Here is a 24150-nt window from a genome sequence, read left to right as displayed (position 1 = left end):
TGACTGGTGAAGCTTGATTCGATGTACCAGGAAGTGATCCTGGACCACTACAAGCACCCCCACGGGCGCGGTCTGCGGGACGGTGACGCGGAGGTCCACCACGTGAACCCCACGTGCGGCGACGAGATCACGCTCCGGGTGAAGTACGACGGCGAGACCATCGCCGACGTGAGCTACGACGGCCAGGGCTGCTCCATCAGCCAGGCCAGCGCCTCCGTGCTGAACGAGCTGCTCGTCGGCAAGGAGCTGTCCCAGGCGCAGAGGATCCAGGAGGCCTTCCTGGAGCTGATGCAGTCCAAGGGGCAGCTGGAGCCGGACGAGGCGATGGAGGAGGTGCTGGAGGACGCGGTGGCGTTCGCCGGCGTCTCCAAGTACCCCGCCCGGGTCAAGTGCGCGCTGCTGAGCTGGATGGCGTGGAAGGACGCGACGGCCAAGGCGCTGTCCGAAGGGAAGACCGCATGAGCGACAACGAGACCGCGACCATGAAGCCGGCCTCCGAGGAGGAGGTCCGCGAGGCGCTGTACGACGTCGTCGACCCCGAGCTGGGCATCGACGTCGTCAATCTGGGCCTGATCTACGGCATTCACGTCGACGACGCGAACATCGCCACCATCGACATGACCCTGACGTCCGCGGCCTGCCCGCTGACCGATGTCATCGAGGACCAGGCGAAGTCCGCCACGGACGGCATCGTCAACGAACTCCGGATCAACTGGGTCTGGATGCCGCCGTGGGGCCCGGACAAGATCACCGACGACGGACGCGAGCAGCTCCGCGCGCTGGGCTTCAACGTCTGACACCTCCCGGACACGCACGGACGCACGTCCCGGACGCGCAGATACGGCCATGCCCGCCAGGCAGACTGGCGGGCATGGCCGTATCCATGTACCACATCGCCGTGGACGCCCACGACCTGCCGCTCATGGCCCGCTTCTGGAGTGCGGTGCTGGACTGGCAGGTGCTCTTCGAGCACGAGAGGGAGATCGTCATCGGCGCGCACGGGACCGCGCTGCCGGGCAGGTGCTTCCTCCCCGTGCCGGAGGGGAAGACCGTCAAGAACCGGCTGCACATCGACCTGACGCCGGACGACCAGGACGCCCGAGGTCGAGCGCATCCTCGCGCTCGGCGCCCGGCGGGCGGACGTCGGTCAGGGGCCGGACGCCACCTTCGTGGTGCCGGCCGATCCCGAGGGCAACGAGTTCTGCGTGCTGCGCCCCAAGCGGATCCTGACCGACTGAGCGGACCCGGCCCGCCGAGTGGTCCGGGACCGGCCGCGTGGGCCCGGACCGTCGGGCGGTCCCGGCCGGACCGGGCCGGCCGCGCCCCCGGCCGCACCGTGACCGGCCGGGACCGCGTTCCGGTCAGCGGTGGGCGGGCGGCGGCGGTCCGTACTGCTCGGGCAGGGGCGCCGCTCCCGCCGCCTCCACCAGGACCGGGCCCAGGTTCTCGGTCCGCATGCGGAGGTCCACGTACAGCAGGCCGACCACCAGCGGCGGAAAGACCGCGGTGAACAGCTGGGAGATCAGCTGGCTGACGAACGACATCACGATCAGGCCGCCGAACAGGGCGATCAGCTCCCCCTCGCTGGGGTCGGCGCCCATCTCCGCGGGGTCGAACATGCCGGGGAGCATGCCGACCGCCTGGAACGGCAGCTGGATCATGTAGCCGATCGCCCCCGCCAGCAGGTACGCGAGCAGGCCGATGCCGAACACCCGCCACCAGTTCCCGCGCACCAACTGCGCCGAGCGGCGCAGGGCGGCGACCGGGCGCTGGTCTTCGAAGACCACGACGGTCGGGGCCAGGGAGAACCGTACGTAGAGCCAGGTCGCCAGGGGGCCGAGAAGCAGGGCGCCGACGAAGCCGGTCACCATCAGCGGCACGACGCCGTCCTCGTCGCCGAGCGTCGCGGTGTAGATCACCAGTCCGACGAAAGCGGCCGTGAACAGCGCTATCGGGACGATCATGATGAGCCCGGCCAGGAACACCGTGCCGATGATCGACCAGACCCGCGACCACGCGCGGCTCCAGACGGTGCCGAAGCTGATCGGCCGGCCCAGGACGGCCTCCTGGAGGACCACGGGGGCCGCCGCCTGCACCACGGCCGAGGCCAGCAGGAAGACGACCATGCCGAGGAGCATGAGTACGCCGAACGCGATGCCGAGCGGGACCAGTTCCGAGGCGTCCGGCGAGCTGGAGGAGGGGGACGTCAGCGCGTCCCACTGGGTTGCGACGGCGGAGGCGGCGACCACCAGCGCGACGATCATCACGAGCGTCGCCGCGCCGAACAGCGTGAGGGCCACCCCGATCAGCGGCTTCCAGTACCGCCCGAGCGTCGAGAAGGCGCCGCTGAGCATGTCCGAGACCCTCAGCGGCGCCAGGGGTATCACCCCCGGCTTGGGCGGTGCCGCCCACCCGCCGTTCCAGCCTCCGCCCGGTCCCTGTGCGCCCCCGTGGAAGGGTCCCCCTCCGTGAGGCGCGCCCCCGTACGGGCCGCCGCCCCACCCTGCGTCCTGCGCCACTGCGTCTCCGTCATGTCGTCGGCCCGGTGCCCGGGCCGTGTGGTCGGTCGGCACACCGTAGCGTCCCGGACGTGGGCCGATGATATGTACGGGTGTACGCAACGCTGGGTACAGTCGTCCCCATGGGATACGCATACGGCCTGCTGGCCGCCGCCATCGCCGCGGAGGTGGCCGGGACCACGGCCATGAAGTACAGCGAGGGCTTCACCCGCCTCTGGCCCTCGCTCGGCACCGTGCTGGGCTACCTCATCGCCTTCACCCTGCTCGCGCAGACCCTCAAGACGCTCTCGGTGGGCACCGCGTACGCCATCTGGGCCGGCGTCGGCACCGCGGCCGTCGCCCTCATCGGCATCCTGTTCCTCGGGGAGTCCGGCAGCCCGGTGAAGATCGCGGGCGTCGCCCTGATCGTCGCCGGGGTCGTCGTGCTCAACCTGGGAGGAGCCCACTGATGGCCCGCCGGTACGACCCCGACCGGCGGACACGGATCATCGACGCGGCGCTGCGCGTGATCGCGGCCGACGGCATCGCCGGTCTCAGCCATCGCACCGTGGCCGCCGAGGCCGACGTGCCGCTCGGCTCGACCACGTACCACTTCGGCTCCCTCGACGAACTCCTCGTCGCCGCCCTGCGCCGGTGCAACGAGAACTTCGTGCGGACCCTGCGCGACAGCACCGCCCTGACCGGACCCGACGGGCCGGCCGGCCTCGCGGACGAACTGGCCCGGCTGCTGGACCGGTGGTTCGCCGCCGAGCGCGGGGCGATCGAGCTGGAGTACGAGCTGTACCTCGCGGCCCTGCGCCGCCCCGCGCTGCGCCCCGTCGCCGCCGAGTGGACCGAGGAAGCGGTCGAGCTGCTGTCCCGGCGCACCGACCCCGACACCGCCCGCGCCCTCGTCGCGCTCATGGAGGGCGTCTGCCTCCAGGTGCTGCTGGCGGGCGGCACGTTCGACGCCGCGTACACCCGCGGGATGCTGGCGAGGATCGTGGCGGGCGGCGACTGAACGGCTTCCCGGTCCGGGCTTCGGCTCCGGTCGGGCGTGGGCTCGACGTCCCGCGTCGCGGTCCGGCGCGTCGCGGTCCGGCTCAGTCCGTCCGGCGGCGTACCGCCTCCAGCGCCTCCCGCACGCTCGCCTCGATGTCCGTGATCGGGTACAGCACCTCGCGGATCATCCGTTCCCGGTCCACCACCAGCGTCAGCCGCTTCAGCCGGCTCACCCCCGCCGCCCGGAACGTCGGCAGGCGCAGCGCCGCCGTCAGCGTCAGGTCCGCGTCCGAGAGCAGCGGGAAGCGCAGCCCCTCCTTCTCCGCGAACGCGCGCTGTTCGTCCGGGCGTTGCGCGGACACTCCGTGCACGGTCGCCCCCGCCGCCGTGAACTCGGCCAACTGGTCGCGGTACGTGCACGATTCGAGGGTGCAGCCGCTCGCCCCGGGGATCTCCGCCCAGCCCGGCGGGTAGGCGTCGCGGCGTGCGTACGCGCTGGGGAAGCAGTACAGGACGGTGTACGGGGTGTCGGCGACCGGGTCGCGGGGCTCGCCACCGTCCCCCGGCAGCAGCAGATCCGGCAGCCGCGTCCCCTTGAGCGCCCGTACCCGGTCCGCCTCCCGCGATGCCTCCGCCGTCGTCGCCATCGTCTCCCCTTCTCCCAGTACCCAGGTGTCGCCCCAGTCCTGGAGCGCGATCAGCACGGGCAGCAGCGCCCGGCCGCGCGGGGTGAGGCGGTACTCGTAGCGGACCGGGCGGTCCTGGTACGGCTCCCGAACCAGCACGCCGGCGTCGACCAGCAGCCGCAGCCGCTCGGTCAGCACCTTGCGCGAGACGCCCAGCTCCTGCTGGAGCGCGTCGAACCGGTGCAGCCCGCGCGCGGTGTCCCGCACGATCAGCAGCGTCCACCAGTCGCCCACGACGTCCAGGGCCCGGGCGATCGAGCAGTCGGCGTCGGCCAGGCTGGTGCGCTGAGGCATGTCGTTCCTCCGTCGTGGCCGCGGCCCGCCCCACCCCGCCCGGGACCGGCCGTCGTACGCCCCGCCCCGTCCGGGGCCTTTCGGTTGACCCCGATGGAATCATGCTGCCCTAGTCAGTTCCCATAAGGAACTCGCTGCGTGGTGCGGTGGTTCCCGGACGCACGGGGGTGGAGGGGGATGGGCATGCTGCGCGGAGTGCCGCGAACGGTACGGCTGCTGGCACTGGGGGCGTTCCTCAACGCCGTCGTCAGCTTCACCTTCGTCTACCTCTTCGTGTACCTCGTCGGACCGCGCGGACTGACCGTCACCCAGGCCGGAGTGATCAGCGGTGTCGGCGGCGTCGGCCTGGTCGCGGGGAACTTCACCGGCGGCTGGTTCGGCGACCGCTTCGGCCACCGCCGCGCCCTGCTGACCGGGGCCTGCGTCAGCGGGGCGGCGCTCGTCGTCCTGCCCGCGCTCCCGGTCGCCGCCCTCTACGGAGTGCTCCCGGTCGCCCAGTACGCCGCGGGCGTCGTCCGGGCCGCCAACGCGGCGCTCGTCGCCGTCTCCGTACCCGGGGGCGGCCGCCGCCGGAGCTTCGCCCTCACCCGGTTCGCCGCCAACGGGGGGTTCGCCATCGGTCCGCCGCTCGGCGCCCTGGTCGCCGCGCGCTTCTCGTACGACTGGCTCTTCGTCGCGGACGGCGTCGGCACCCTGCTCTTCGCCGCGTACGCCGCCCGCATCCTGCCCGCCCGCGGCAGCGCCCACTCGGCGCCCGTCCGCGACCCGGACGCCCCCGGCCTCCGGCGCGAACTCCGCGCCAGACCCGCCGTCCTGGTACTGCTCGCCGCGATCGTCGTCGTCGACCTCGTCTATCGGCAGCAGTACTCGACCCTCCCGGTGCTCCTCGCCGACCACGGCCACTCCACCCAGTTCTACGGCTGGCTGCTCGCCATCAACGGCGGCGTCATCCTCTGCCTCGAACTGCCCGCTGCCCACGCCCTGCGCCGACGCGCCCCGCTCGGCCTCGTCGGCGCCGGACTGCTGCTCGTCGGGCTCGGCTACGCCCTGCTGATCCCCGGCGCGGGCGTGATCCTCGCCGTCGCCATGATGCTCTCGCTGACGCTCGGAGAGATCCTCTACAAGACCCCCGCCACCGCCTACGTCGCCGACCAGGCGCCCGGCCACGCCCAGGGCCGCTTCCAGAGCCTGTACGCCGGTGCGTCGATCAGCGGCCAGGTGCTCGCCCCGCCCCTGGGAGCCGCCGTGTACGCCGCAGCCCCCGCCCTGCTCCGGCCGCTCTGCGCCGTGCTCGCGGCGGGCGCGGGGGCGGCGGTGCCGGCGGCGCGGCGGCTGCCGGGTCAAGGGGAGCGGTCCCCGCGCGCGGGGAAGGGGCCGCACGCCGAGACCGGTTCGCCCGAGCGGGCTCCGGCCGGTTAGGTTGCTGTTCATGACCGACACGATTTCCCAGGGTTCTGCCCGCCCCACCGGCGCCGTCGCCGCCGGCCTCGCCACCGTCGCCGGTGACGGCACCGTCCTCGACACCTGGTTCCCCGCCCCCGAGCTGACCTCGGACCCCGGCCCGGCCGGCACGACCCGTCTCAGCCCGGACGAGGCCCTCAACCGGCTCGGTGAGGGCGCCGCCAAGGCCATCGGCGTGGACGCCCGGCGCGGCGTCGAGGTCGTCGCCGTGTCCACGGTCATCTCCTCCCTCGACGACAAGCCGCTCGACGCGCACGACGCCTACCTGCGTCTGCACCTGCTCTCGCACCGGCTCGTCCGCCCGCACGGCCAGAACCTCGACGGACTCTTCGGCCTGCTCGCCAACGTCGCGTGGACCTCGCTCGGCCCGGTCGCCGTCGACGACCTGGAGCGGGTCCGCCTCAACGCCCGAGCCGAGGGCCTGCACCTCCAGGTCACCTCCGTCGACAAGTTCCCGCGCATGACGGACTACGTCGCCCCCAAGGGCGTCCGTATCGCGGACGCCGACCGCGTCCGCCTCGGCGCGCACCTCGCCGCCGGAACCACCGTCATGCACGAGGGCTTCGTCAACTTCAACGCGGGCACGCTCGGCACCTCCATGGTCGAGGGCCGTATCTCCGCGGGCGTCGTCGTCGGTGACGGCTCCGACATCGGCGGCGGCGCGTCCACCATGGGCACCCTCTCCGGCGGCGGCACCGAGCGCATCGTCATCGGCGAGCGCTGCCTGGTCGGCGCCGAGGCGGGCGTCGGGATCGCGCTCGGCGACGAGTGCGTCGTGGAGGCCGGGCTGTACGTCACGGCCGGCACGCGCGTCACCCTCCCGGACGGCCAGGTCGTCAAGGCCCGCGAGCTCTCCGGCGCCTCCAACATCCTCTTCCGCCGCAACTCGGTCACCGGCACCGTCGAGGCCCGGCCGAACAACGCGGTCTGGGGTGGCCTGAACGAGGTCCTGCACGCCCACAACTGAGGCCACCGCGCGGGGATGTCCGGCCGGGGCCCCACAGCCTCGGCCGCGCCCCCGGGTCCTCCCTCTCAGGCCGCGAGGAGTTCCTCGTACGCCTTCCACAGCCCGTCGGCCGCCTCGCGCCCGGCGGGCTGCAGCGGTTCCCGGACCGGGCCGGCGTCCAGGAGCGCCTTCGCGGTGACGGTGCCGGGGAGGCCGCTCGCCATCATCAGTTCGGTGAGGCGGACCGTGAGGCCGTTCAGCCGGGCCGCCTCGTCGGGGCGGCCCGCGTCGAACGCGTCCAGCGGGGCCCGCATCCGCCGCGGGACCACGTTCGCCACCGTACTGACATAGCCCGCGCCGCCCACCGCGTACAGCGGCAGGTTCAGCTCCTCGCAGCCCGAGTAGTACGCCAGCGAGGTGCGGGCCATCACCTTCGTCGAGCCGAGCAGGTCGTAGGCGCAGTCCTTCACCGCCACCACCCGCGGGTGCTCCGCCAGCCGCAGCAGGGTCTCCGGCTCGATCCGGACGCCCGTACGGCCGGGGATGTCGTACAGCATCAGCGGCAGGCCCGAGGCGTCCGCGATCCGTAGGAAGTACCCCTCCACGGCGGCCTGCGGCGGGCGGCTGTAGTACGGGCTCACCACCAGCAGCCCGTCCGCCCCCGCCTCCTCGGCCCCGCGCGCCAGACGCAGGGCGGTCGCGGTGTCCGGGCCCCCGACCCCGGAGAGCAGCGGCACGCCGTCCCCGACCTCCGCCCGAACGGCCCGCAGCAGGGCCGACTTCTCGGCGTCCGTCGTGGTGGGGGACTCGCCCGTGGTGCCGCTGAGGACGATCCCGTCGCAGCCCTCCGCCATCAGGCGGGCGGCGTGCGCACGGGCGGCGTCCGGGTCCAGCGCCCCGGTGGCGGTGAAGGGCGTGATCATGGCGCAGAGAGCGCGGCCGAAGGGGCGCGGTGCGGTGGCGGTCATGTCCGCAGTGTCGGCCCCCGGAACCGGGAAGGTCCACTTAGATCTCCTTGCGGTGAACGGCAAGGGATGCTGAAGAGTCCGGGGGTGCGTCCGTTTCCCTCTGCCGTGATCGAACGGAGGGACGGCCGCGTCCCGTCTTCCGGCGCGGGCCCTTCCCCGGAGGACTACGACACCCGGCTGATGGACGAGCTCGACACGACGGCCTGACGTACCGGACGCGGCACCCTGAAGCCGGACGTTCCCGGACGCTACAGCGCCCGGCGGAACGGCCTTGACCTCAACCGGACTTGAGATGTGACGGTGGTGGTCGTGGCGCACCGCCCGGTGCGCACGAGAGGGGAAGACCGCCATGACCGCGCACCTGACCGACCGTCCGGACCCCGCCCGCCCCGACGCCGTGATCGCCAAGGCCAGCACCTGGAACGTGGGGACACCGCAGCGGCAGCGGGAAGCCGTCGACGCCATCCGGAAGGTCTGGCAGAGCCGGGAGTGGCCGCACCCCGGACTGCTCTCGTACAGCGTGTACACGGGGGAGGACGGCGCGACGCTGCTGCACTACTCCCAGTGGACCGGCGAACAGGCCTACCAGGAGCTCGTCCGGGACAGCCGGGACGCCCGCAACGCCGAGATCGACGCCGCGGTCCCCGGCATCGAGCGCGTCGGCATCCACACGTACGAGCTGTACCGCTCCGGGCTCCGGGCCGAGGCCGACACCCGCAGGACCGGCTGCGTCGTGATCGTCGACGTCGAGTTCGACGGGCCCGACCCGGCCCGCCAACGCGACTGGGTGGACCGCGTGTTCGAGGCGCTCGGCGAGGAGAGCGAACTGCCCGCCGGCGGGATCGCCGCGCACTTCCACGCGAGCACCGACGGCACCCGGGTCCTCAACTACGCGGAGTGGGAGAGCGCCGATCACCACATCGCGGCCCTCGCCGCACCCGGCGAGGGCATCGGCTCCCCGTCCCCGCTCTGGGAACGCGTCCAGAAGTATCCGGGCATGACCGGCGGCGGCGTGAACCGCTACACCCCGGCGCTCAGCATGGAACCCGGCGCGGACCGGCAGGGATGAGGCGGAAGGGGCACGGTCGGCGGGCCGGCGGACCCCCTCGAGTGGTGGGCGGCATGCGGTGAATTGCGTCTAGGCTGGGGCGGCTGAACCGCGTACGCCTTCCGTACGCTCCGAGCACGCACCGAGGAGAATCCCCGATGTCCGCTGAGCGCCCCTCCCTGCCGCCGGTGCGGCTGAACTCCGAGGCCGAACTGGCACGGGAAGCGCTCGCCGCTCCGCTGCTGGTCCGCGCCGTGCGGCTCGCCCGCTGGGCCGGACCGGACACCCGGGTCGGCGCGGGCGGCGAACTCGTCGAGGCCCAACTGCCCGCCGCCGCCGAGCACCTCGGGCTCGCGGCGGACGAGGACGGCGCCGCGTACGCCAGCGAGGCATGGCGGCTCGCCGTGGACACCGGCCTCCTCGACGTCACGGACCCCGAGGAGGCCGCCCGCCCCGACGGCGCGGAGGCCGAGGGCACCGTCACCGCGGGCGAGAACCTGGCGCTGCTCACCGCAGGGTCACCGCAGGACGTCCTGGCCATCTGGCTCGACGGCCTGGACGCCGTGCACGCCGACGCGACCGCGCCCTTCCTGGACGACTTCGCCGAACTCGTCGGCGAGGACGGCTCGATCGACTTCGAGGCCCTGGACTGGGACCCGGAGGCCGAGGCGGAGTTCCTCGACGGTGTGCTCGGCAACCTCTACCTGCTCACCCTCGCCGACACCGGCGCGGGCGAGGAGCCGGTCCCCCTACCGGCCCTGGCCGCGTCGATGATCGTTCCCGACGACATGGGTGAGCCCACCGACGACATCCTGGAGCAGGTGTCGGAGGCGATGATGCGACTGGACGACCAGTTCCGGCTGCTCGAACCGATCGGGATCGTCGAGTACCGGCCGGTCGACGAGGCGCTGCTGGTCGAGGAGGGCGAAGCGGCGGACGGCTCCGCCACGGGGGCCGACGACGAGGACGTCACCCGGTACGGCATGGTCAAGCTCACCCCCCTCGGGCTGTACGGCGTCCGGACCCGGATGCTCGAGGCCGGAGTGGACGCGCCCGCCGTGGGCGACCTCGCGGACAAGGATGCGCGGGCCCTTCTCGACGGCATCGCGCACTACCCGGAGTCCGCAGCCCGCGCCGAGGTCCAGCTCTGGCTCGCGGGCCGCGGCGCCGGTGACCCGGTGGCGGCGGCAGCCGAGCTGCTGGCCGCCGCGCGCGGGGCGGACGAGGACGCGCCGCTGCGCCGCCTCCACTGCCAGCAGGCCCTCGCCCTGGCCGGTCCCGAGGCGGAGCCCGCCGTACGCGCGGTGCTCGACGACCCGGAACTCGGCGGCCTGGCCCGCGTCTGGCTGGCGGAGCGCGGCGCCGCCGACGTGCCCGCACCGCCGGAGGAGATGATCTTCTGGCTGGCCGTCGACACCATCGCCGCCCAGCTGGACGCCGACGGGGAGCTGGACGAACTCCAGGGCCTCGTCGAGGGCCTGTCCACCCAGCACAGCGGCTTCTTCGACGAGGTCTGGCGCGTCGACCACCCGGCCACCGCCGACGTCCTGGAAGCCATGGGCCGCCTGCACGGCGACAAGAAGGCCGCCAAGGAGGCCCGCAAGGCGGCGTTCAAGGCCCGTTCCCGCGCGGGCGGCTGAGGACCGGGGGGCAGGACCGAGGGGCGCTGCGACGGGCGGGCCGGGACCGAGGCGCCCCAGCCGTCCGACGGCGTGCTCCCCCGCCTTCTCGTCGTGGCGGGGGTGGAGGCGGCCTTCCGTGAAGCGGGGGAGCGGGCCACGGGGGCCGATCCCCCGCGTGGGTCACCTGTGCGGTCCGGACGCCGATCAGCACAGCTCGACCGACCCTCCTCAAGGGTGTTCTTGGCGTCGGGGACGCGCTCATGGGTTCCGGGGGCTCTCCGGTGCCGCGTTCCGGCGTTTCCGCAGTTGGAGACGGGTGCGGGCGCCCGTCGGCCGGGGAGAGCGCTGGTTACGATCCGGTATTTCTGAGGGCCCCGGACTTCGGCGGGCATGGCGTCGGGGCATCGCAGGGCGCATACTCGTAGCAATGAAACAGTCAGCCGGCTCCCGGCGTCACCTGCCGTCCAGTCCCTTCAACCGCCCGGCCCAGGAGGCCCCACCGGTCGAATGCTTCGATGTGGGCGACAGGGTGTCGCACGACCAGTTCGGGCTCGGCAGGATTCTCGCTGTCGAGGGTGACAACGATGCGGTCCTCATCGATTTCTCGGGGCGCCAGGGAAGGATCCTGAGCCCTTACTCCAAGCTGACCAAGCTCTGAGCGGCGGGGTGCGGCGGACCCCGTCCGCCGCCCGTCCCCACCTCTCGTCTCCCGGACCGGGGCGCCCGAAGTGACTTCGGGCGCCCCGGACTGCTGCCGGGGTCCGGCTACAGGGCCTGCGCGGCGGGCTTCACCATGCCCCGCACGGTGCGCGACTTCACGAATTCGCCGATCGCGGTCATCTCCCACTCGCCGGTGAACTGCTTGATCAGCTTGGCCATCATCACGCCCGTCTGCGGCTCAGCGCCGGTGAGATCGAAGCGGACCAGCTCCTCGCCCGACGCGTCGTCGATCAGCCGGCAGTACGCCTTGGCGACCTCGTTGAACTTCTGCCCGGTGAAGGAGTTCACCGTGAAGACCAGGCCCGTCGCCTCCGCGGGGATCCGGCCCAGATCCACCATGATCACCTCGTCGTCGCCCGCGCCCTCACCGGTGAGGTTGTCCCCGGAGTGCTGGATCGCGCCGTTCAGGATGGTCAGCTTGCCGAAGTAGCAGCTGGCCAGGTGATTGCGGTTGGGCCCGTAGGCGATGACCGAAGCGTCCAGGTCGATGTCCTTGCCGCGGAACGCGGGCTCCCAGCCCAGGCCCATCCTGACCCGCGAGAGCAAGGGCGCGCCGCCCTTGACGAGGGAGACGGTCTGGTTCTTCTGGAGGCTGACCCGGCCCTTGTCGAGGTTGATCTTCCCCGAGCCCGCGGGCGCCGCGGGGGCCGGGGGAGCGGCCGGGGCGGGCGGAGCGATCCGCGGGTCCACGGGGGCGGCCACCGGAGCGGGGGCGGACGGCGGGGACGGGGCGACCGGGGCGGGGGCCGCCTGTGCGGGCGGGGCGGCGGGGGCTGCCGGCTCCTCGACCGTGACGCCGAAGTCCGTGGCGATCCCGGCCAGCCCGTTCGCGTAACCCTGGCCGACCGCGCGTGCCTTCCAGGCCCCGTTGCGCCGGTAGACCTCGATGACCACGAGCGCCGTCTCGGCGCCCAGCTGCGGCGGGGTGAAGGTGGCGAGCGCGCTGCCGTCGTCCGCGTCGCGCACGGTGGCGGTGGGCTCGATGCCCTGGAAGGTCTGGCCCGCGGCGTCCGGGCTGGCGGTGACGACGATCTTCTCGATGCCCCGGGGGACGGCCGCGGTGTCCACCACGATCGCGTCGGGCGCGGAGCCCCCGCCGGAGCGGTACGTCACGCCGGAGCCGGAGGGCTGGTTGTAGAAGATGAAGTCGTCGTCGGAGCGCACCTTGCCGTCGGCGGTGAGCAGCAGGCCCGAGACGTCGAGCCGCACCGGAGCGGCGACGTCCACCGCCACACGGACGGCGGAGAGGGGGAGGTTCGAGCCGGGGGTCATTGCGGTCATGCACGGGGTAACGAACGACCCGGCTTTGCCGTTCCCTTACCTTCGGCCGTCCGGACGACGACCTCCGGCCCGGCCTCAGCGGCGGTTGCGCGGGTGGTCGCGGGCCGCCCGCTCGTTGCCGTGCTTGTACGCCCCGGTCCACCGCGCCATCACCAGTTGGGCGTCGCCCGAGCCCACCTCGGCCAGGAACTTCTCCGCCCGGCCGCCGCGCAGGGTGCCCGCGGCACGGCCGTGATGAGTGATGGTGACGCTCCGGTCACCCTGCTGTTCGTACTGGAATCCGGAAGGTTTCGGCATGCCCGCATCCTGCCCGGCCCGTCGCGCCCGTGTCATGTGGATTTCCGGCCCCCGGCCGTCGTTCCCGCCGTCGTCCGGGCCCCGCTCAGACGGTCCCCGGCGTCCCCCGATCGGTGTCCGCCCTCCCGCGATCGACGTCGGAGCGGACGGCGGGGGCCCCGCGTCGTGCTCCCACCGCCAGTGCCACCGCCGCCAGCACCCCCAGCCCCCCGGCCACCGCCGTCAGCGCCCGTACGTCCACCACCGCGACGAGCCCCGCACCCAGCGCCAGGGCCACCGCGTTGGGCGCGGTCATCAGCGAGCCCGCCGTCGCCGCCGTACGCCCCAGCACCGCGTCCGGCGTCTCCCGCTGCACCGCCGTCGTCGCCGCGATCAGGACGCACGGCAGGCCGAACCCGATCGCCGCGCTCGCCGCCAGGGCCGCCACGTCCAGCGGCACCGTGCGCGCCACCACCGCCAGCCCGAACAGCGCCATCCCGCCCGCCGCGAACACCCGCTCCGGCAGCCGGCGCAGCAGCGGCCCCACCAGCAGCCCCACCGCCACGGAACCCGCTCCCTGCACCGCGTACAACACCCCCGCGTACGCGGGCGCGTGGCCCAGCACATCGTCGAGGTACGCGAAGGTCACGGCCCCGTTCACCCCGGCCAGCAGCATCGTGACCGCCCCCGCCGCGACCAGCGGGCGCAGCACGGCCGAGGCGCGGATCCGCCGCAGCCCGGCGGCGAGTTCATCGCGCCAGGACTCCGCCCGCTCCGGGCCCCGGACGCGCGGGGCCTCCCGCACCGGCAGCCGGGCGAAGACCAGGGCGGCCAGCACGCACGTCGCCGCGGCCGGCAGCGCCACGGCCGGGCCGCCGAACCGCGTGTACAGGCCCGCGCCCGCCAGTGGCGCGACCAGCTTCATGCCCTCGTTGGCCGTCATCCGCAGCCCGTTGAAGTCCGCCAGCAGCGACGCGGGCACGGTCCCCGCGACCAGCGCCGACTCCGCCGCGTCGAGCAGGACGCCGCCCGCCCCGTAGAGGACCAGCACCACGAAGACCAGCCAGACCGTGCGACCCGAGTCCACCAGCAGCAGCGTGGACAGCAGGCAGGCCATCGCCAGGTTCACCCGGACCAGCAGCGCCCTGCGTCCCACCCGGTCCGCGAGCGCGCCGATCGCCGGTCCCGCCGGCACCGGGGCCCACATCGCGCACACCGTCAGCGCCGCCAGACTGTTCGACCCGGTCAGTGACGTGACCCAGATTCCCGCCGTGAGCCACATCGCCGACGTACCGAAGCCGGAGACGACCACCCCCGCCAGATACCGCCCCGCCACCGGGTCCCGCAACACCCGCGCCGCCGCTGTGCCGTCCGTTCCGCCCATGCCGCTCCGGCCTCCGCATCGTGATCCGCGCCCCTGTGGTGCGGCTCATGCTGCGGAGTAAGGCGGTGCGACGGCATCGGGCGGATTCCCTAGCCGTCCGTGCGGCCGGGGGGCCGGGGCCGTCGGACGGTCCGCGAGCATCCCGCCCGGTCCGCTCGTTCACCGCTCCAGCGCCGCCTTCATCATCTTCTGCGCGATCGGCGCCGCCAGCCCGTTTCCGCTGACCTCGGAGCGCGCCGAGCCCGAGTCCTCGACGATCACGGCCACCGCGACCTCCTGGCCGCTCCCGCGGTCCTTCGCGTACGAGGTGAACCAGGCGTACGGGGTGTTGCTGTTGTCCACGCCGTTCTGCGCGGTGCCCGTCTTCCCGCCGACCTCGGCCCCGGGAATCCGGGCGTTGGCTCCCGTGCCCTCCTCGACGACCGTCACCATCGCACTCCGCAGCTGCTTCGCCGTGGACTCCTCCACCACCCGCTCCGTGTCGTCGTCGCCGGTCTCCTCCAGTACCGTGCCGTCCCCGTCCGTCACCCGCGACACCATGTGGGGCGCGGCCAGTTCACCGCCGTTGGCCAGGGCCGAGGTGACCATCGCCATCTGGAGCGGGGTCGCGGTGACCTCGAACTGGCCGATCCCCGTCAGCGCCGTCTGCGCCTTGTCCATCCCGGTCGGATACACGCTCCTCGCCGCCCGCACCGGGACGTCCAGCTTCTCCGTGTCGAAGCCGAACGCGTCCGCCATCTCCTTCACCTTGTCCTGGCCGAGATCGACGGCCGCTTTCGCGAAGACGTTGTTGCAGGAGTACTGGAGCGCGGTGCGCAGGGTCGCGTTCTCGCAGGGGGCGGACGCGTTCTCGTTGCGCAGGACGGTGCTCGTGTTCGGCAGGGTGTACGGATCGGGGCTGTCGGTGCGCTCGTCGACCGAGCCGTACAGCCCGTTCTCCAGTGCCGCCGCCGCGACCACCAGCTTGAAGGTGGAGCCCGGCGCCAGCGGCTGCCGCAGCGCCCGGTTGACCAGCGGCTTGTCCTCGTCGTCCAGCAGCGCCTTCCAGGCGTCGCCGTCCCCCGTCCCGCTGATCTTCGAAGGGTCGTACGAGGGGGTGGAGACCATGCCGAGGATTCGCCCGGTGCTCGGGTCCATCGCCACCGCGGCGCCCTTGTCGTCGCCGAGCGCCTCGTAGGCCGCCTTCTGGACGTCCGGGTCGATGGTGGTGAGGACGTTGCCCGGCGTCGCCTGCGCGCCGGTGAGCAGATCCTTCGGGTTCTTCAGCCGGTCGTCCGTGCCGTCCAGGACGTCGCCGTAGATCCCTTCGAGCTGGGTCGCCCCGTACGCCTGCGAGCTGTAGCCGGTGACGGCCGCGTACAGCTCACCGTGGGTGTACGTGCGCTTGTACCGGAGGTCGCCACCCGTGGTCCCCTTCGATCCGGTGACCGGCGAACCGGCCACGATGATGTCCCCGAGCGGATGCGCGTACTGCGCGATCGTCTTCCGCCGGTTGTGCTCGTCGTCCGCGAGCGCCTTGGCCTGGTAGCCCTGCACCCATGTCGCCCGCACCAGCAGGGCGAGCACCAGGAGCAGGCAGAAGGCCGAAGCGCGCCTGATTGTCTTGTTCATCCCGCTGGAGGGACGAGCGGGATGCCTCCGGACGTTCCTGATCGTGCCGTTTCTCACCCTTTTCTCACCCGGTGCGGGGACGGCTTTCCCTCTGGTGCGCGAGGACTGTCCCACCCGGCGCGCGGAGGCCGGAGCCCGCTTCTTCCGCAGAGGAACCGGCTTTCCGCGAACCGGAGCGGCAGGCTCAGCCCGGAGTGATGAAGCCGGACGTGTACGCCGCGATGACGGCCTGGGTGCGATCGCGGGCCCCGGTCTTCGCGAGGACCGCGGCCACATGCGTCTTCGCCGTCGCCGGTCCCACCGAGAGCCGCCCCGCGATCTCCGCGTTGGTCAGCCCCGCCGCCATCAGCCGCAGGACGTCCGCCTCGCGTCCGGTCAGCCGCGCCGCCCACGCCGGGGCGGCGGCCGGCCGGCGCGCGGCGTGCTCGGCGGCCAGCGTGCGCACCGCCGCCGGATACAGGAGCGAATCACCGCAGGCCACCAGGCGCACCGCCTGCACCAGTTCCTCGGCCGCCGCCCGCTTCAGCAGGAACCCGGCCGCCCCGGCGCGCAGCGCCTCGTACACGTACGCGTCGTTCTCGAAGGTGGTCACGACGACGATCCTCGGCGGGTCCGCCGACGTGGCGAGGATCTGCTCCGTGGCCCGGATGCCGTCGATCTCCGGCATCCGTACGTCCATCAGCACCACGTCGGGGCGCAGCTCCCGCACCACGGAGACGGCCTCCGCGCCGGTGGCCGCCTCCCCGACGACCTCGATGCCCTCCTCGGCGTCCAGGATCACGCGCAGCGCCGTACGCACCATCCGCTCGTCGTCCGCCAGCACCACCCGCACCGGGCCCCCGCTCATCGCCGCCCCTCCGATCCCGTTCCGGCCGTACCCGTCCCCGTCGTACCCGTCCCCGTCGTGTCCGTGCCCGTCGTGCCCGCGCGTGCGCCCGATGCCGTCAGCGGCAGCCGGGCGGTCAGCCGCCAGAAGTCTCCGTGCGCGCCCGCCTCGGTCCGGCCGCCCAGCAGGACGGCACGCTCCGCGACGCCCCGCAGCCCGCGGCCGCCTCCGGGGCGGGCCACGGCGGGCCGTTCGCCCAGCGGGTTCTCCATCACGATCTCCAGCTCCCTCTCCCGTACCGCGACCAGCAGCCGTACCGCCGCGCCCCCGCCGTGCCGCAGGGCGTTGCTCAGCCCCTCCTGGACGATCCGGTACGCCTCGCGCGAGACGTCCGGCCGCACCACGCGCGGGTTCTCCGGGTCGCCCTTCCGCTCGTACGCCACCGGCACCCCGCAGTGCGTCAGCAGCCCGCCGAGCGCGTCCAGCCCCGGCCCGTGCGCCGCCCCCTCCTCGTCCGGCTCCCCGTCCCGCCGCAGCAGCCCGAGGACCGCGTCCAGTTCGCCGACCGTACGCCGCGTCGTCTCCTCGATGGCCGTCAGCGCCTCGCGGACGAACTCCGGATCGCGGTCCAGGACCCGGCGGGCCGCCCCCGCCTGGAGGGTCACCGCGCTCAGCGCGTGGCCCACCGAATCGTGCAGTTCCCGCGCGAGGCGGTTGCGTACCGCCAGATCCGCCGCCCGGCGCTCGGCTGCGGCCAGCCGGTCCTCCGGCGTCGGCCCCAGCAGCACCGTGGCCCGCCGGGCCAGCACCTCCCCGGCCGCCGCGACGGCCAGGGCCAGGGCCACCAGCATCGCGATCCCGGCGACCGGTGCCAGGGCCAGGACCCACGGCTCCCGCAGCGGTTCGGGGCCGTCGAGCAGCCAGGACGCGCGCAGCCCCGCGAAGAACGGCAGGGCGGCCACCGCCACCGCGAACGGCGGCAGCGCCAGCGTGCACCCGCTGACGATCCCGCCGAGCGCCAGGTGCAGCGTGTACCAGCCGGCCGTACGCACGCGGGCCTGCCGGGTCCGGGCCGGCCCGTCGGCCAGCAGGGCCGGCGGAACCCCGCACAGGGCACGCGCGGCGGCCACGCACAGCGGCCGGACGAGGGCGAAGAGGCCGGTGACCGCCGCCATCGGCAGGGCGAGGGCGAACGCGGCCGACTGGGCGGGCAGCGAGGAGAAGAGATGCTTCCCGCCGCCCGCCATGCCGACCAGGACCGTGCCGACGAGGAAGTACGGCATCAGCAGCGCGCCGCCGATGATCAGATGCAGCCACCGCAGCCGTGCCCGCCGGCCGAACAGCACGCGGATCGCCCTCATGGCAGCCGCTTCTCGCGGGGCGCGGGGTGTGCGGGGCCAGCGGCAGGGGACGGGCCGGGGACGGAGACGGGCCGGACCGCCGAGCGCTCCGCGAAGAAGTGCGCGCCCAGTGTCACGATGAGCGCCCCGGCCAGCATCTGCACAGCGTAGATCACCACCATCACCGTTGTCGGCCGGTCCGCCCCGTCGCCCGCGCTCGCCAGCGCGGCGAGCGTGAGCCAGCCGCCCCAGCACGCCGTCTGGGCCGAACCGGCCCAGGCCAGGGCGAGCGGCAGCCGCAGCGGCATCCGGCCGCCGCGCCGGAAGGCGAGCAGCAGGACCCCGACTGCGGCGCAGACGATGAACGCCGCGTCGACCGCTTCGAGGACGTGGAAGTCGCTCGTGCGGGCCGCTGCCCGGCCCGCGTCGAGCCCGGCGGTCGAGCCCGCGGCCCACAGCAGGTGGACGGCGGCGGGGATCGGGGCCAGCACCGCCACGGCGACGGCGGTCGCGCGCAGGGCGGGGGCGGTCGCGCTCTCCGGTACGTCCCGCAGCCGCCCCTGCCACAGGTGTCCCCAACGCTCCCTGGCATACAGCACGAAGAGGGTGCCGAGCGTGAGGCCCTGGAGGATGAAGCCGCCGTAGACGACGCCGAAGACCCACGGTTCGAGGAAGGGCTCGGCACCCCCGTCGGCCGCCGGCCGCCCCCCGTCACCGCCGAGGAGCCGTGCGGCCAGCTGGAGCGGGTAGGCCGTCATGATCGGCAGCAGCAGTCCGCTCGCCACCCACAGGGGCAGCGCCAGCAGCCAGGCGGGCACCCGCGCGCCCCACGGCCGGGTGAGGAGCAGCGCGAGGACGACGACCGCGGAGTCCATCACCACCGTGGCCGCGTTGGCGACGGCCAGCGGGGTGCCGCCGTCCAGCAGGCCGCTGCCCTCGGGAATGCCGACCCGGCTGCCCGCCGCCCAGGCGACCTTGAGGGCGATGTAGGGCACACAGGACGCGATGGCGACGGCCCGGAGCGCGGACCGCGCGCGGCCGGCGCGGTACGGAGGTGGGGCGGCGGGGTACTGGGGTGTCCCGGGGCTCTCCGAGGACGGCTCGGGGCCGGACGCGCGTGGCTCGGGGAGAGTGCTGCCGCCGGGGCGCTGGTTCGCTGTCATGGCCTCAGCCTTCCGCGCGGCCGGCCCCGACGCCTCCTGCCCGGCGACGATCCGCCTCCGCCGCGCGGGGGAGACGGACGGTCCGCTGGTACAGCCTCGCGGGGCCGCCGTCCGGTGGTTCTCACCGCACGGCGGCCCCGGCCCCTGTCGCGTCGGGCCTCAGCCGCAGGTTCCCCTGCTGACCGAGCCGGCGATGTTGTCCCATGCCGGGTTGACCGCCCTTGCCGGAGGACCCTTCGGCCTATTCGAGCCAGGTGCCGACGACCCGGTCGCCGAGGTCGCACCATGCGGTGCTCTTCGCGGGCGCCCAGACGTAGGGCCCGTAGTGCACGTAGCGGTTACCGCCCAGGGTTTCGCACCTGATCGCCTGGCGGTAGCGGCCCGAGTCGCACCAGCCGCTGTTCCCGTAGTGCCCCCCGCTGCCGTGCTCCGGCTGGCCCCAGCACGCCTGCTGGACGGAGGCGCCCGACGCGGGAGGCGCCGTGGAGGGGGAGGGGCCGCTCGCCGCGGCGCCCGGTGCGAGGGCCGCGACCCCCGCCAGGACGAGTGCCGTCGAGGCCAGCATCCCCGTGACGCGCTTTCTGATCATGTGATTCCCCCAGAGGTCGACACGTTCGTGGAACGTGTACGAGAGGTTGGTCCGTCGCCCGTTCCGTCCGGGCGGCTGTTGGTCGTTCCGTGTTCGAACGTAGGAGTCGGCGAAGGGGAGCCGCCAACATTTCGACGGCTGTCAAAAGGAGCCGGACCGTGGGAACAAGAGGGGCCGGGCCGTGGGAAGTTCCCCTCGTGCCGGCCGGGTCGTCCCGTCAGACCGGGGGGCACCCGTCCAGCAGGGCCATGCCCAGCGTGGTGACCGTGTGCACGGCCGCCTTGCCCTCGCGGCGGGTGGTGAGCAGACGCGCGTTGCGCAACGCCGCCGTGTGGTGGGTCGTGGTCGCCGGCGAGATGCCCAGGAGGCCGGCCAGGTCCGTCGTGCGGCGCCCGGCGACGGCCGCCCGCAGGACCGCGGCCCTGGTACGCCCCAGCAGATCGTCGAGCGGGTGGACGGCGGACTTGCCCCCGCCTTCCCACAGGGCGGGACAGGGCGGAGCGTAGCTCGGGGCGGGGACGGCCAGCGTGGGCGGCCGGGACGGATCGAGCGGCGGGAGGAGCAGTTCGATCTGGTCGGTGGAGAACATCGTCGGGGCGATGACCAGACCGCGCCCGTTCAGATGGACGTCCTCGTCGCGCGGATGGGCCACCTCCAGCACCGGGGGCCGCCAGCGGGCGGCCGAACCGCCGAGCACGGCGAGGAGCCGCTCGACCCCGCCGTCCGCCATCGCGCGCACGTACCCGGCCCGGACCTCACCCAAATGGGAGCGGACCCCGCTCCAGTACGGGGCGACGGTCACGCGGTGGCAGGCCCGGAGTGCCGAGGCCACCTGGAGGCGGGCCTCCCGCGTGCCGTCCAGCAGTCCGCGGGCCCACGTGCGGTGCGTGGGGCGGAAGCCGATGTGCTCCAGCTCGACGCGCAGCAGGGCCCCGGGCGCCGCCATCCAGATGTCCACCGCCTCGTCGATCGACGGCGTGGAGCCCATCAAGGACATCGCGTCGACCAGGGGGCCCCGCGCGGGCATCAACGCCGCGAGCGGGCCCGCCCGGTCACCCAGCCGTCCGCGAACCGACACCTGCCAGCCGCGGAACGCGAGCCCCGCGTCGCGGTTGCTCAGCATCCGTACGCTGTCGAACGTCTCCGCCGCCACGCCGATCGTGGGGGCCACACGTGTCCGGGCCAGATCCTCCGCCGTGAAATGGATGCGTTTCACCGAGCGCCCCGTCCTCCGCGCCACCGTCCGGTCCCGGTCATTCTTCCGACCTGGGCATAAGCCGCGCAACGGCCGAATCAGGCCATGGTCGACGGTCCTCGCCGTGTGAGGGAGGGGCGGTTCCTACGCGTGCAGCGTGACCAGGACCTCGTCGATCTCCTCGCCGCGCGCCCGGGCGAACCCCCGGTCCGCACCGGTCACCACGAAGCCGCACTTCTCCAGCACCCGGCGCGAGCCGAGGTTGTCGGCGGCTGCCCGTGCGTGCAGCGGACGTGTGGGCGTCTCGTCGAGGTAGGCCCGCAGAGCGGCCGTCGCCAGGCCGCGGCCCCAGTGCGCGCGGTCGATCCAGTACGTGATCTGGCGGTCGCCGGGCTCCCCGTACTCCCCGACGTGGCCCACCGCCGTCCCGTCGGCCACCACCGTGCGCATCACCACGTCCGACGAGGAGCGGATACGCGCCCAGTGGGCGTCGAACGCGGCCCGGTCGGTGGGGTCCTTCGCGGTGAACGCGGCGACACGGGTCGCCTCGGGGTCGCTCATCCAGGCGAAGAACAGCGGCAGATCCTCGTCCTGGACGGGGCGCAGCGCCGGCCCGGCCGCCGGAGCCTCCGGACGGGGAGCGCGAGCCGCCTGAGGGTGCCGGGCGGGGCATGGGGTCGAGGCCCGGTCGGAGGCGCTGCGCAGGACGCAGAACTCGTTGCCCTCGGGGTCGGCGAGGACCGCCCAGCCGGAGCCGTCGGGCTTCCGCCGATCGCTTACGAGCGTGGCTCCGAGGGACAGCAGCCGCTCCACCTCCGGTTCGCGCGAGGTGTCCGGGCGCAGGCACAGGTGGATCCGGTTCTTGGCCACCTTGGGCTCGGGGACCTGGTTGAAGTACAGCGCCGGGCCCTCCGCCAACCGCACCTGCGCCTCCGCGACACCCGGTCCGTCCTCCGGATGCAGCGGGCAGCCGGTCACCTCGCTCCAGAACCGGGCCAGCCCGTAGGCGTCCGCACAGTCGATTGCCACGTTCTGCACCACCGAGATCATGCGCGTGAGTTTCCCCGATCCCCGAAGGGGAAGCCAGCGAGTTGCCTCAGGAACGGGAATCACCTGGTCAGCTCCGGTGTTCGTACCGGAGAACAGGCGCACGGACGAATCCTTCGCGCGCCCCGTGAGTCCCGGAGAGAAGAAGAGTCATGCGTGTCGAGATCTGGTCGGACATCGCCTGCCCGTGGTGCTACATCGGCAAGGCCCGCTTCGAGAAGGGGCTCGCGGCGTTCGCCCACCGGGACGAGGTCGAGGTGGTGCACCGGTCCTTCGAGCTCGACCCCTCCCGCGCCAAGGGGGACACCGCGCCCGTGATCGACATGCTGGCCCGGAAGTACGGCCGCACCCGTGAGGAGGCGGCCGCGATGGAGGCGAATGTCGCGGCCAACGCGCGGGCCGAGGGCCTCGGCTACCGCGTCGAGGGCCGTGACCACGGCAACACCTTCGACATCCACCGGCTGCTGCACCTGGCCAAGGCCCGCGGCCGCCAGGACGAACTGCTGGCCCTCACCTACCGGGCGAACTTCGCGGAGGAGCGCTCCGTCTACGACGACGGGGTGCTGCTCGCCCTCGCGGTGGAGGCCGGACTCGACGCCGACGAGGCGCGGGCGGTGCTCGCCGACCCCGAGGCGTACGCCGACGACGTCCGCGCCGACGAGCGCGAGGCGGCCGAACTGGGGGCCGGAGCCGTGCCGTTCTTCGTCCTGGACCGGCGCTACGGGATCTCCGGCGGCCAGCCCGCCGAGGTCTTCGTCCAGGCGCTGGAACAGGCGTGGAAGGACCGTTCCGCCACAGCCCTCACCGACATCGGCGGGGACGCGGGGACCTGTGACGCGGAAGGGTCCTGCGAGATCCCGCGGAACTGAGCCGGTGCGGGCCGGGCGAGCCCGAGCCGTGGGGACGCGGGCGCGCGCGCCGGAACCTGAACCCGTGCCGGAGATCGCCGGGTTCGCGCCCTACGCGTCCCGCCGCACGCCCCCGGGGTCGCGCCTCGCGTTCCCCGCCCCCGCCTCCACGTCTCGCCTCGCGTCCCGTGTCCCGCCCGCCGTGTCGGCGTCCCTTCGGCATCCCGCCTGACTCTGCGTGATTGACTGCGCGTCGCGGGGGCCGCAGGCTGGCCGTATGACGATCCTCGCGCCCATCCCCGCGGCAGCCGTCGAGTTCGCGCCGGAGGTCACCTACCTCAACACCTCCAGCTGGGGTCTGCTGCCCCGCCGGACGATCGCCGCCGTCAAGGCCCTGGCCGACGAGAACGCGGCGGGCCGCCGGGTGGGCGCGGGCAGCCTCGACGCGGTGGAGGCGGCGCGGGCCGGTTTCGCCCGGCTGGCCGGGGTCCACCCGGACCGGGTCGCCACCGGCAGCTCCGTCGCCGTGCACGTCGGCCTGGTCGCCGCGTCCCTGCCGCCCGAGGCCGAAGTCCTCTGCCCCGAGGGCGAGTTCTCCTCCGTGGTCAGCCCGTTCGCGCTCCGCGGTGATCTGCGGATGCGGTACGTCCCGCTCGACGGCCTCGCCGCCGCCGTACGCCCCTCGACCGCGCTCGTCGCCTTCTCCGCCGTGCAGTCGGCGGACGGCCGGGTGGCCGACCTCGCCGCCGTCCGCGCGGCCGCCGCCGCGCACGGGGCCCGGACACTGCTGGACGCCACCCAGGCGGCGGGCTGGTTCCCGCTGGACGCCGGGGCGTACGACTACACCGTCACCGGCGGCTTCAAGTTCCTGCTCTGCCCGCGCGGCACGTCGTTCCTCACCGTCACGGAGGAAGCGCAGGAAACCCTGCGGCCCCTCTTCGCCGGGTGGGTCTCGGCCGGGGCGCCCTGGGCCGACAACTACGGCCCGCTGAAGCGCCTCGACCCGACCGCCCGAGGTTTCGACGAGCCGCCGGCCTTCCTCTCGTACCACGGGGCCGAGCACTCCCTCGCGCTGCTCGCCGAGGTGGGTGCCGACACCCTGTACGCACACGCCACCGGGCTCGCCGCCCGGCTGCGCGCGGGGCTCACCGGGCTGGGGCACGCGGTGGTCCCGGGGGAGTCGGCCATCGTCTCCGTGCCGGGCCTGGCGGGCCGTCAGCCCCACCTGGCCGACGCCGGGATCGCGGTCTCCGCACCTGCCGGGAGCCTGCGGATCTCCTGTCACCTCTACAACACCGAGGCCGACACCGACCGGGTGCTGACGTTCCTGGCCTGACCGCCCGAC

24 protein-coding genes and 2 pseudogenes are annotated in these 24150 nt (G+C 73.7%); 12 read left to right on the top strand and 14 right to left on the bottom strand.

Going from position 1 to position 24150, the window contains the following annotated elements; translation table 11 throughout:
- Positions 1-6: 6 nt before the first annotated feature.
- The 3 genes and pseudogenes from sufU to QFZ71_RS05415 all read left to right on the top strand — a co-directional run bounded on the left by sufU (position 7) and on the right by QFZ71_RS05415 (position 1238).
- Positions 7-462, top strand: a complete 456-nt coding sequence (sufU, locus tag QFZ71_RS05425) for a Fe-S cluster assembly sulfur transfer protein SufU (RefSeq protein WP_307667114.1) — start codon at positions 7-9, stop codon at positions 460-462.
- On the top strand, positions 459-797 hold the full coding sequence (locus QFZ71_RS05420; RefSeq protein ID WP_306340368.1) for a metal-sulfur cluster assembly factor: 339 nt from the start codon (positions 459-461) through the stop codon (positions 795-797). The genes sufU and QFZ71_RS05420 overlap by 4 nt, the downstream gene beginning before the upstream one ends.
- A 74-nt stretch (positions 798-871) precedes the next feature.
- Positions 872-1238, top strand: a pseudogene (locus tag QFZ71_RS05415) (VOC family protein).
- A gap of 123 nt (positions 1239-1361) precedes the next feature.
- Here QFZ71_RS05415 and QFZ71_RS05410 read toward each other — a convergent pair.
- Entirely contained in the window at positions 1362-2354 is a 993-nt protein-coding gene (locus QFZ71_RS05410) for a hypothetical protein (protein ID WP_307667113.1), read from the bottom strand.
- Between the two features lie 287 nt (positions 2355-2641).
- Here QFZ71_RS05410 and QFZ71_RS05405 point away from each other — a divergent pair, with 287 nt between their 5' ends.
- Positions 2642-2968 carry a multidrug efflux SMR transporter gene (locus tag QFZ71_RS05405; protein WP_307667112.1) on the top strand — a complete coding sequence of 109 codons (327 nt, stop codon included), beginning with the start codon at positions 2642-2644 and terminating at the stop codon, positions 2966-2968.
- Positions 2968-3519, top strand: a complete 552-nt coding sequence (locus tag QFZ71_RS05400) for a TetR/AcrR family transcriptional regulator (protein WP_307667111.1) — start codon at positions 2968-2970, stop codon at positions 3517-3519. Before QFZ71_RS05405 ends, QFZ71_RS05400 begins: the two co-directional genes overlap by 1 nt.
- An 82-nt stretch (positions 3520-3601) precedes the next feature.
- On the opposite strand, the gene QFZ71_RS05395 is transcribed toward QFZ71_RS05400, so the two are convergent.
- Entirely contained in the window at positions 3602-4480 is an 879-nt protein-coding gene (locus QFZ71_RS05395; protein WP_307667110.1) for a winged helix-turn-helix transcriptional regulator, read from the bottom strand.
- 177 nt (positions 4481-4657) lie between these two features.
- On the opposite strand from QFZ71_RS05395, the gene QFZ71_RS05390 reads away from it, so the two are divergent.
- Both QFZ71_RS05390 and dapD read left to right on the top strand, forming a co-directional pair.
- Entirely contained in the window at positions 4658-5899 is a 1242-nt protein-coding gene (locus QFZ71_RS05390) for an MFS transporter (RefSeq protein WP_307667109.1), read from the top strand.
- 10 nt (positions 5900-5909) lie between these two features.
- Positions 5910-6908, top strand: coding sequence for a 2,3,4,5-tetrahydropyridine-2,6-dicarboxylate N-succinyltransferase (gene dapD / locus QFZ71_RS05385; RefSeq protein WP_307667108.1), 999 nt, complete (start codon positions 5910-5912; stop codon positions 6906-6908).
- 65 nt (positions 6909-6973) lie between these two features.
- On the opposite strand, the gene QFZ71_RS05380 is transcribed toward dapD, so the two are convergent.
- Entirely contained in the window at positions 6974-7855 is an 882-nt protein-coding gene (locus QFZ71_RS05380; protein ID WP_307667107.1) for a 4-hydroxy-tetrahydrodipicolinate synthase, read from the bottom strand.
- A 349-nt stretch (positions 7856-8204) separates the two neighbouring features.
- Between QFZ71_RS05380 and QFZ71_RS05375 the strand changes: the two genes are divergently transcribed.
- From QFZ71_RS05375 to QFZ71_RS05365, 3 genes are all read left to right on the top strand, one after another.
- Positions 8205-8924 (top strand): antibiotic biosynthesis monooxygenase, encoded by a 720-nt coding sequence (locus QFZ71_RS05375; RefSeq protein ID WP_307667105.1) that lies wholly within the window; start codon positions 8205-8207, stop codon positions 8922-8924.
- A gap of 137 nt (positions 8925-9061) precedes the next feature.
- Complete coding sequence (locus QFZ71_RS05370) at positions 9062-10543, top strand: hypothetical protein (RefSeq protein ID WP_307667104.1); 1482 nt, start codon at positions 9062-9064, stop codon at positions 10541-10543.
- A 409-nt stretch (positions 10544-10952) separates the two neighbouring features.
- Complete coding sequence (locus QFZ71_RS05365; protein ID WP_003969918.1) at positions 10953-11183, top strand: hypothetical protein; 231 nt, start codon at positions 10953-10955, stop codon at positions 11181-11183.
- A 107-nt stretch (positions 11184-11290) separates the two neighbouring features.
- On the opposite strand, the gene QFZ71_RS05360 is transcribed toward QFZ71_RS05365, so the two are convergent.
- The 11 genes and pseudogenes from QFZ71_RS05360 to QFZ71_RS05310 all read right to left on the bottom strand — a co-directional run.
- Entirely contained in the window at positions 11291-12526 is a 1236-nt protein-coding gene (locus QFZ71_RS05360; protein ID WP_307667103.1) for a TerD family protein, read from the bottom strand.
- A 75-nt stretch (positions 12527-12601) separates the two neighbouring features.
- Positions 12602-12823: a hypothetical protein gene (locus QFZ71_RS05355; RefSeq protein WP_307667102.1), complete on the bottom strand. Its 222-nt coding sequence runs from the start codon at positions 12821-12823 to the stop codon at positions 12602-12604.
- 85 nt (positions 12824-12908) lie between these two features.
- Positions 12909-14186: an MFS transporter gene (locus tag QFZ71_RS05350; protein WP_307667101.1), complete on the bottom strand. Its 1278-nt coding sequence runs from the start codon at positions 14184-14186 to the stop codon at positions 12909-12911.
- Positions 14187-14345: 159 nt separating this feature from the next.
- Positions 14346-15797 carry a penicillin-binding protein 2 gene (locus QFZ71_RS05345; RefSeq protein ID WP_307667100.1) on the bottom strand — a complete coding sequence of 484 codons (1452 nt, stop codon included), beginning with the start codon at positions 15795-15797 and terminating at the stop codon, positions 14346-14348.
- 184 nt (positions 15798-15981) lie between these two features.
- A complete protein-coding gene (locus QFZ71_RS05340) occupies positions 15982-16644 on the bottom strand; it encodes a response regulator transcription factor (protein WP_307667099.1) in 663 nt (220 codons plus the stop codon).
- On the bottom strand, positions 16641-17984 hold the full coding sequence (locus tag QFZ71_RS05335; RefSeq protein ID WP_307667098.1) for a sensor histidine kinase: 1344 nt from the start codon (positions 17982-17984) through the stop codon (positions 16641-16643). Before QFZ71_RS05335 ends, QFZ71_RS05340 begins: the two co-directional genes overlap by 4 nt.
- Complete coding sequence (locus QFZ71_RS05330; RefSeq protein ID WP_307667097.1) at positions 17981-19126, bottom strand: hypothetical protein; 1146 nt, start codon at positions 19124-19126, stop codon at positions 17981-17983. The genes QFZ71_RS05335 and QFZ71_RS05330 overlap by 4 nt, the downstream gene beginning before the upstream one ends.
- A gap of 241 nt (positions 19127-19367) precedes the next feature.
- Complete coding sequence (locus QFZ71_RS05325; protein WP_307667095.1) at positions 19368-19715, bottom strand: hypothetical protein; 348 nt, start codon at positions 19713-19715, stop codon at positions 19368-19370.
- Positions 19716-19932: 217 nt separating this feature from the next.
- A complete protein-coding gene (locus tag QFZ71_RS05320) occupies positions 19933-20931 on the bottom strand; it encodes a helix-turn-helix transcriptional regulator (RefSeq protein ID WP_307667094.1) in 999 nt (332 codons plus the stop codon).
- A gap of 123 nt (positions 20932-21054) precedes the next feature.
- A complete protein-coding gene (locus QFZ71_RS05315; protein ID WP_307671344.1) occupies positions 21055-21516 on the bottom strand; it encodes a GNAT family N-acetyltransferase in 462 nt (153 codons plus the stop codon).
- A 69-nt stretch (positions 21517-21585) separates the two neighbouring features.
- A pseudogene (locus QFZ71_RS05310) lies at positions 21586-21960 on the bottom strand (VOC family protein); the annotation flags it as partial.
- Positions 21961-22109: 149 nt separating this feature from the next.
- Here QFZ71_RS05310 and QFZ71_RS05305 point away from each other — a divergent pair.
- Positions 22110-22826 carry a DsbA family oxidoreductase gene (locus QFZ71_RS05305; RefSeq protein WP_307667093.1) on the top strand — a complete coding sequence of 239 codons (717 nt, stop codon included), beginning with the start codon at positions 22110-22112 and terminating at the stop codon, positions 22824-22826.
- A 256-nt stretch (positions 22827-23082) separates the two neighbouring features.
- Positions 23083-24141 (top strand): aminotransferase class V-fold PLP-dependent enzyme, encoded by a 1059-nt coding sequence (locus QFZ71_RS05300; RefSeq protein WP_307667092.1) that lies wholly within the window; start codon positions 23083-23085, stop codon positions 24139-24141.
- Positions 24142-24150: the final 9 nt, after the last annotated feature.

The sequence above is a fragment of the Streptomyces sp. V2I9 genome (genome assembly GCF_030817475.1).
Lineage (GTDB): Bacteria > Actinomycetota > Actinomycetes > Streptomycetales > Streptomycetaceae > Streptomyces.
This window is presented reverse-complemented; position numbering and strand designations above follow the sequence as displayed.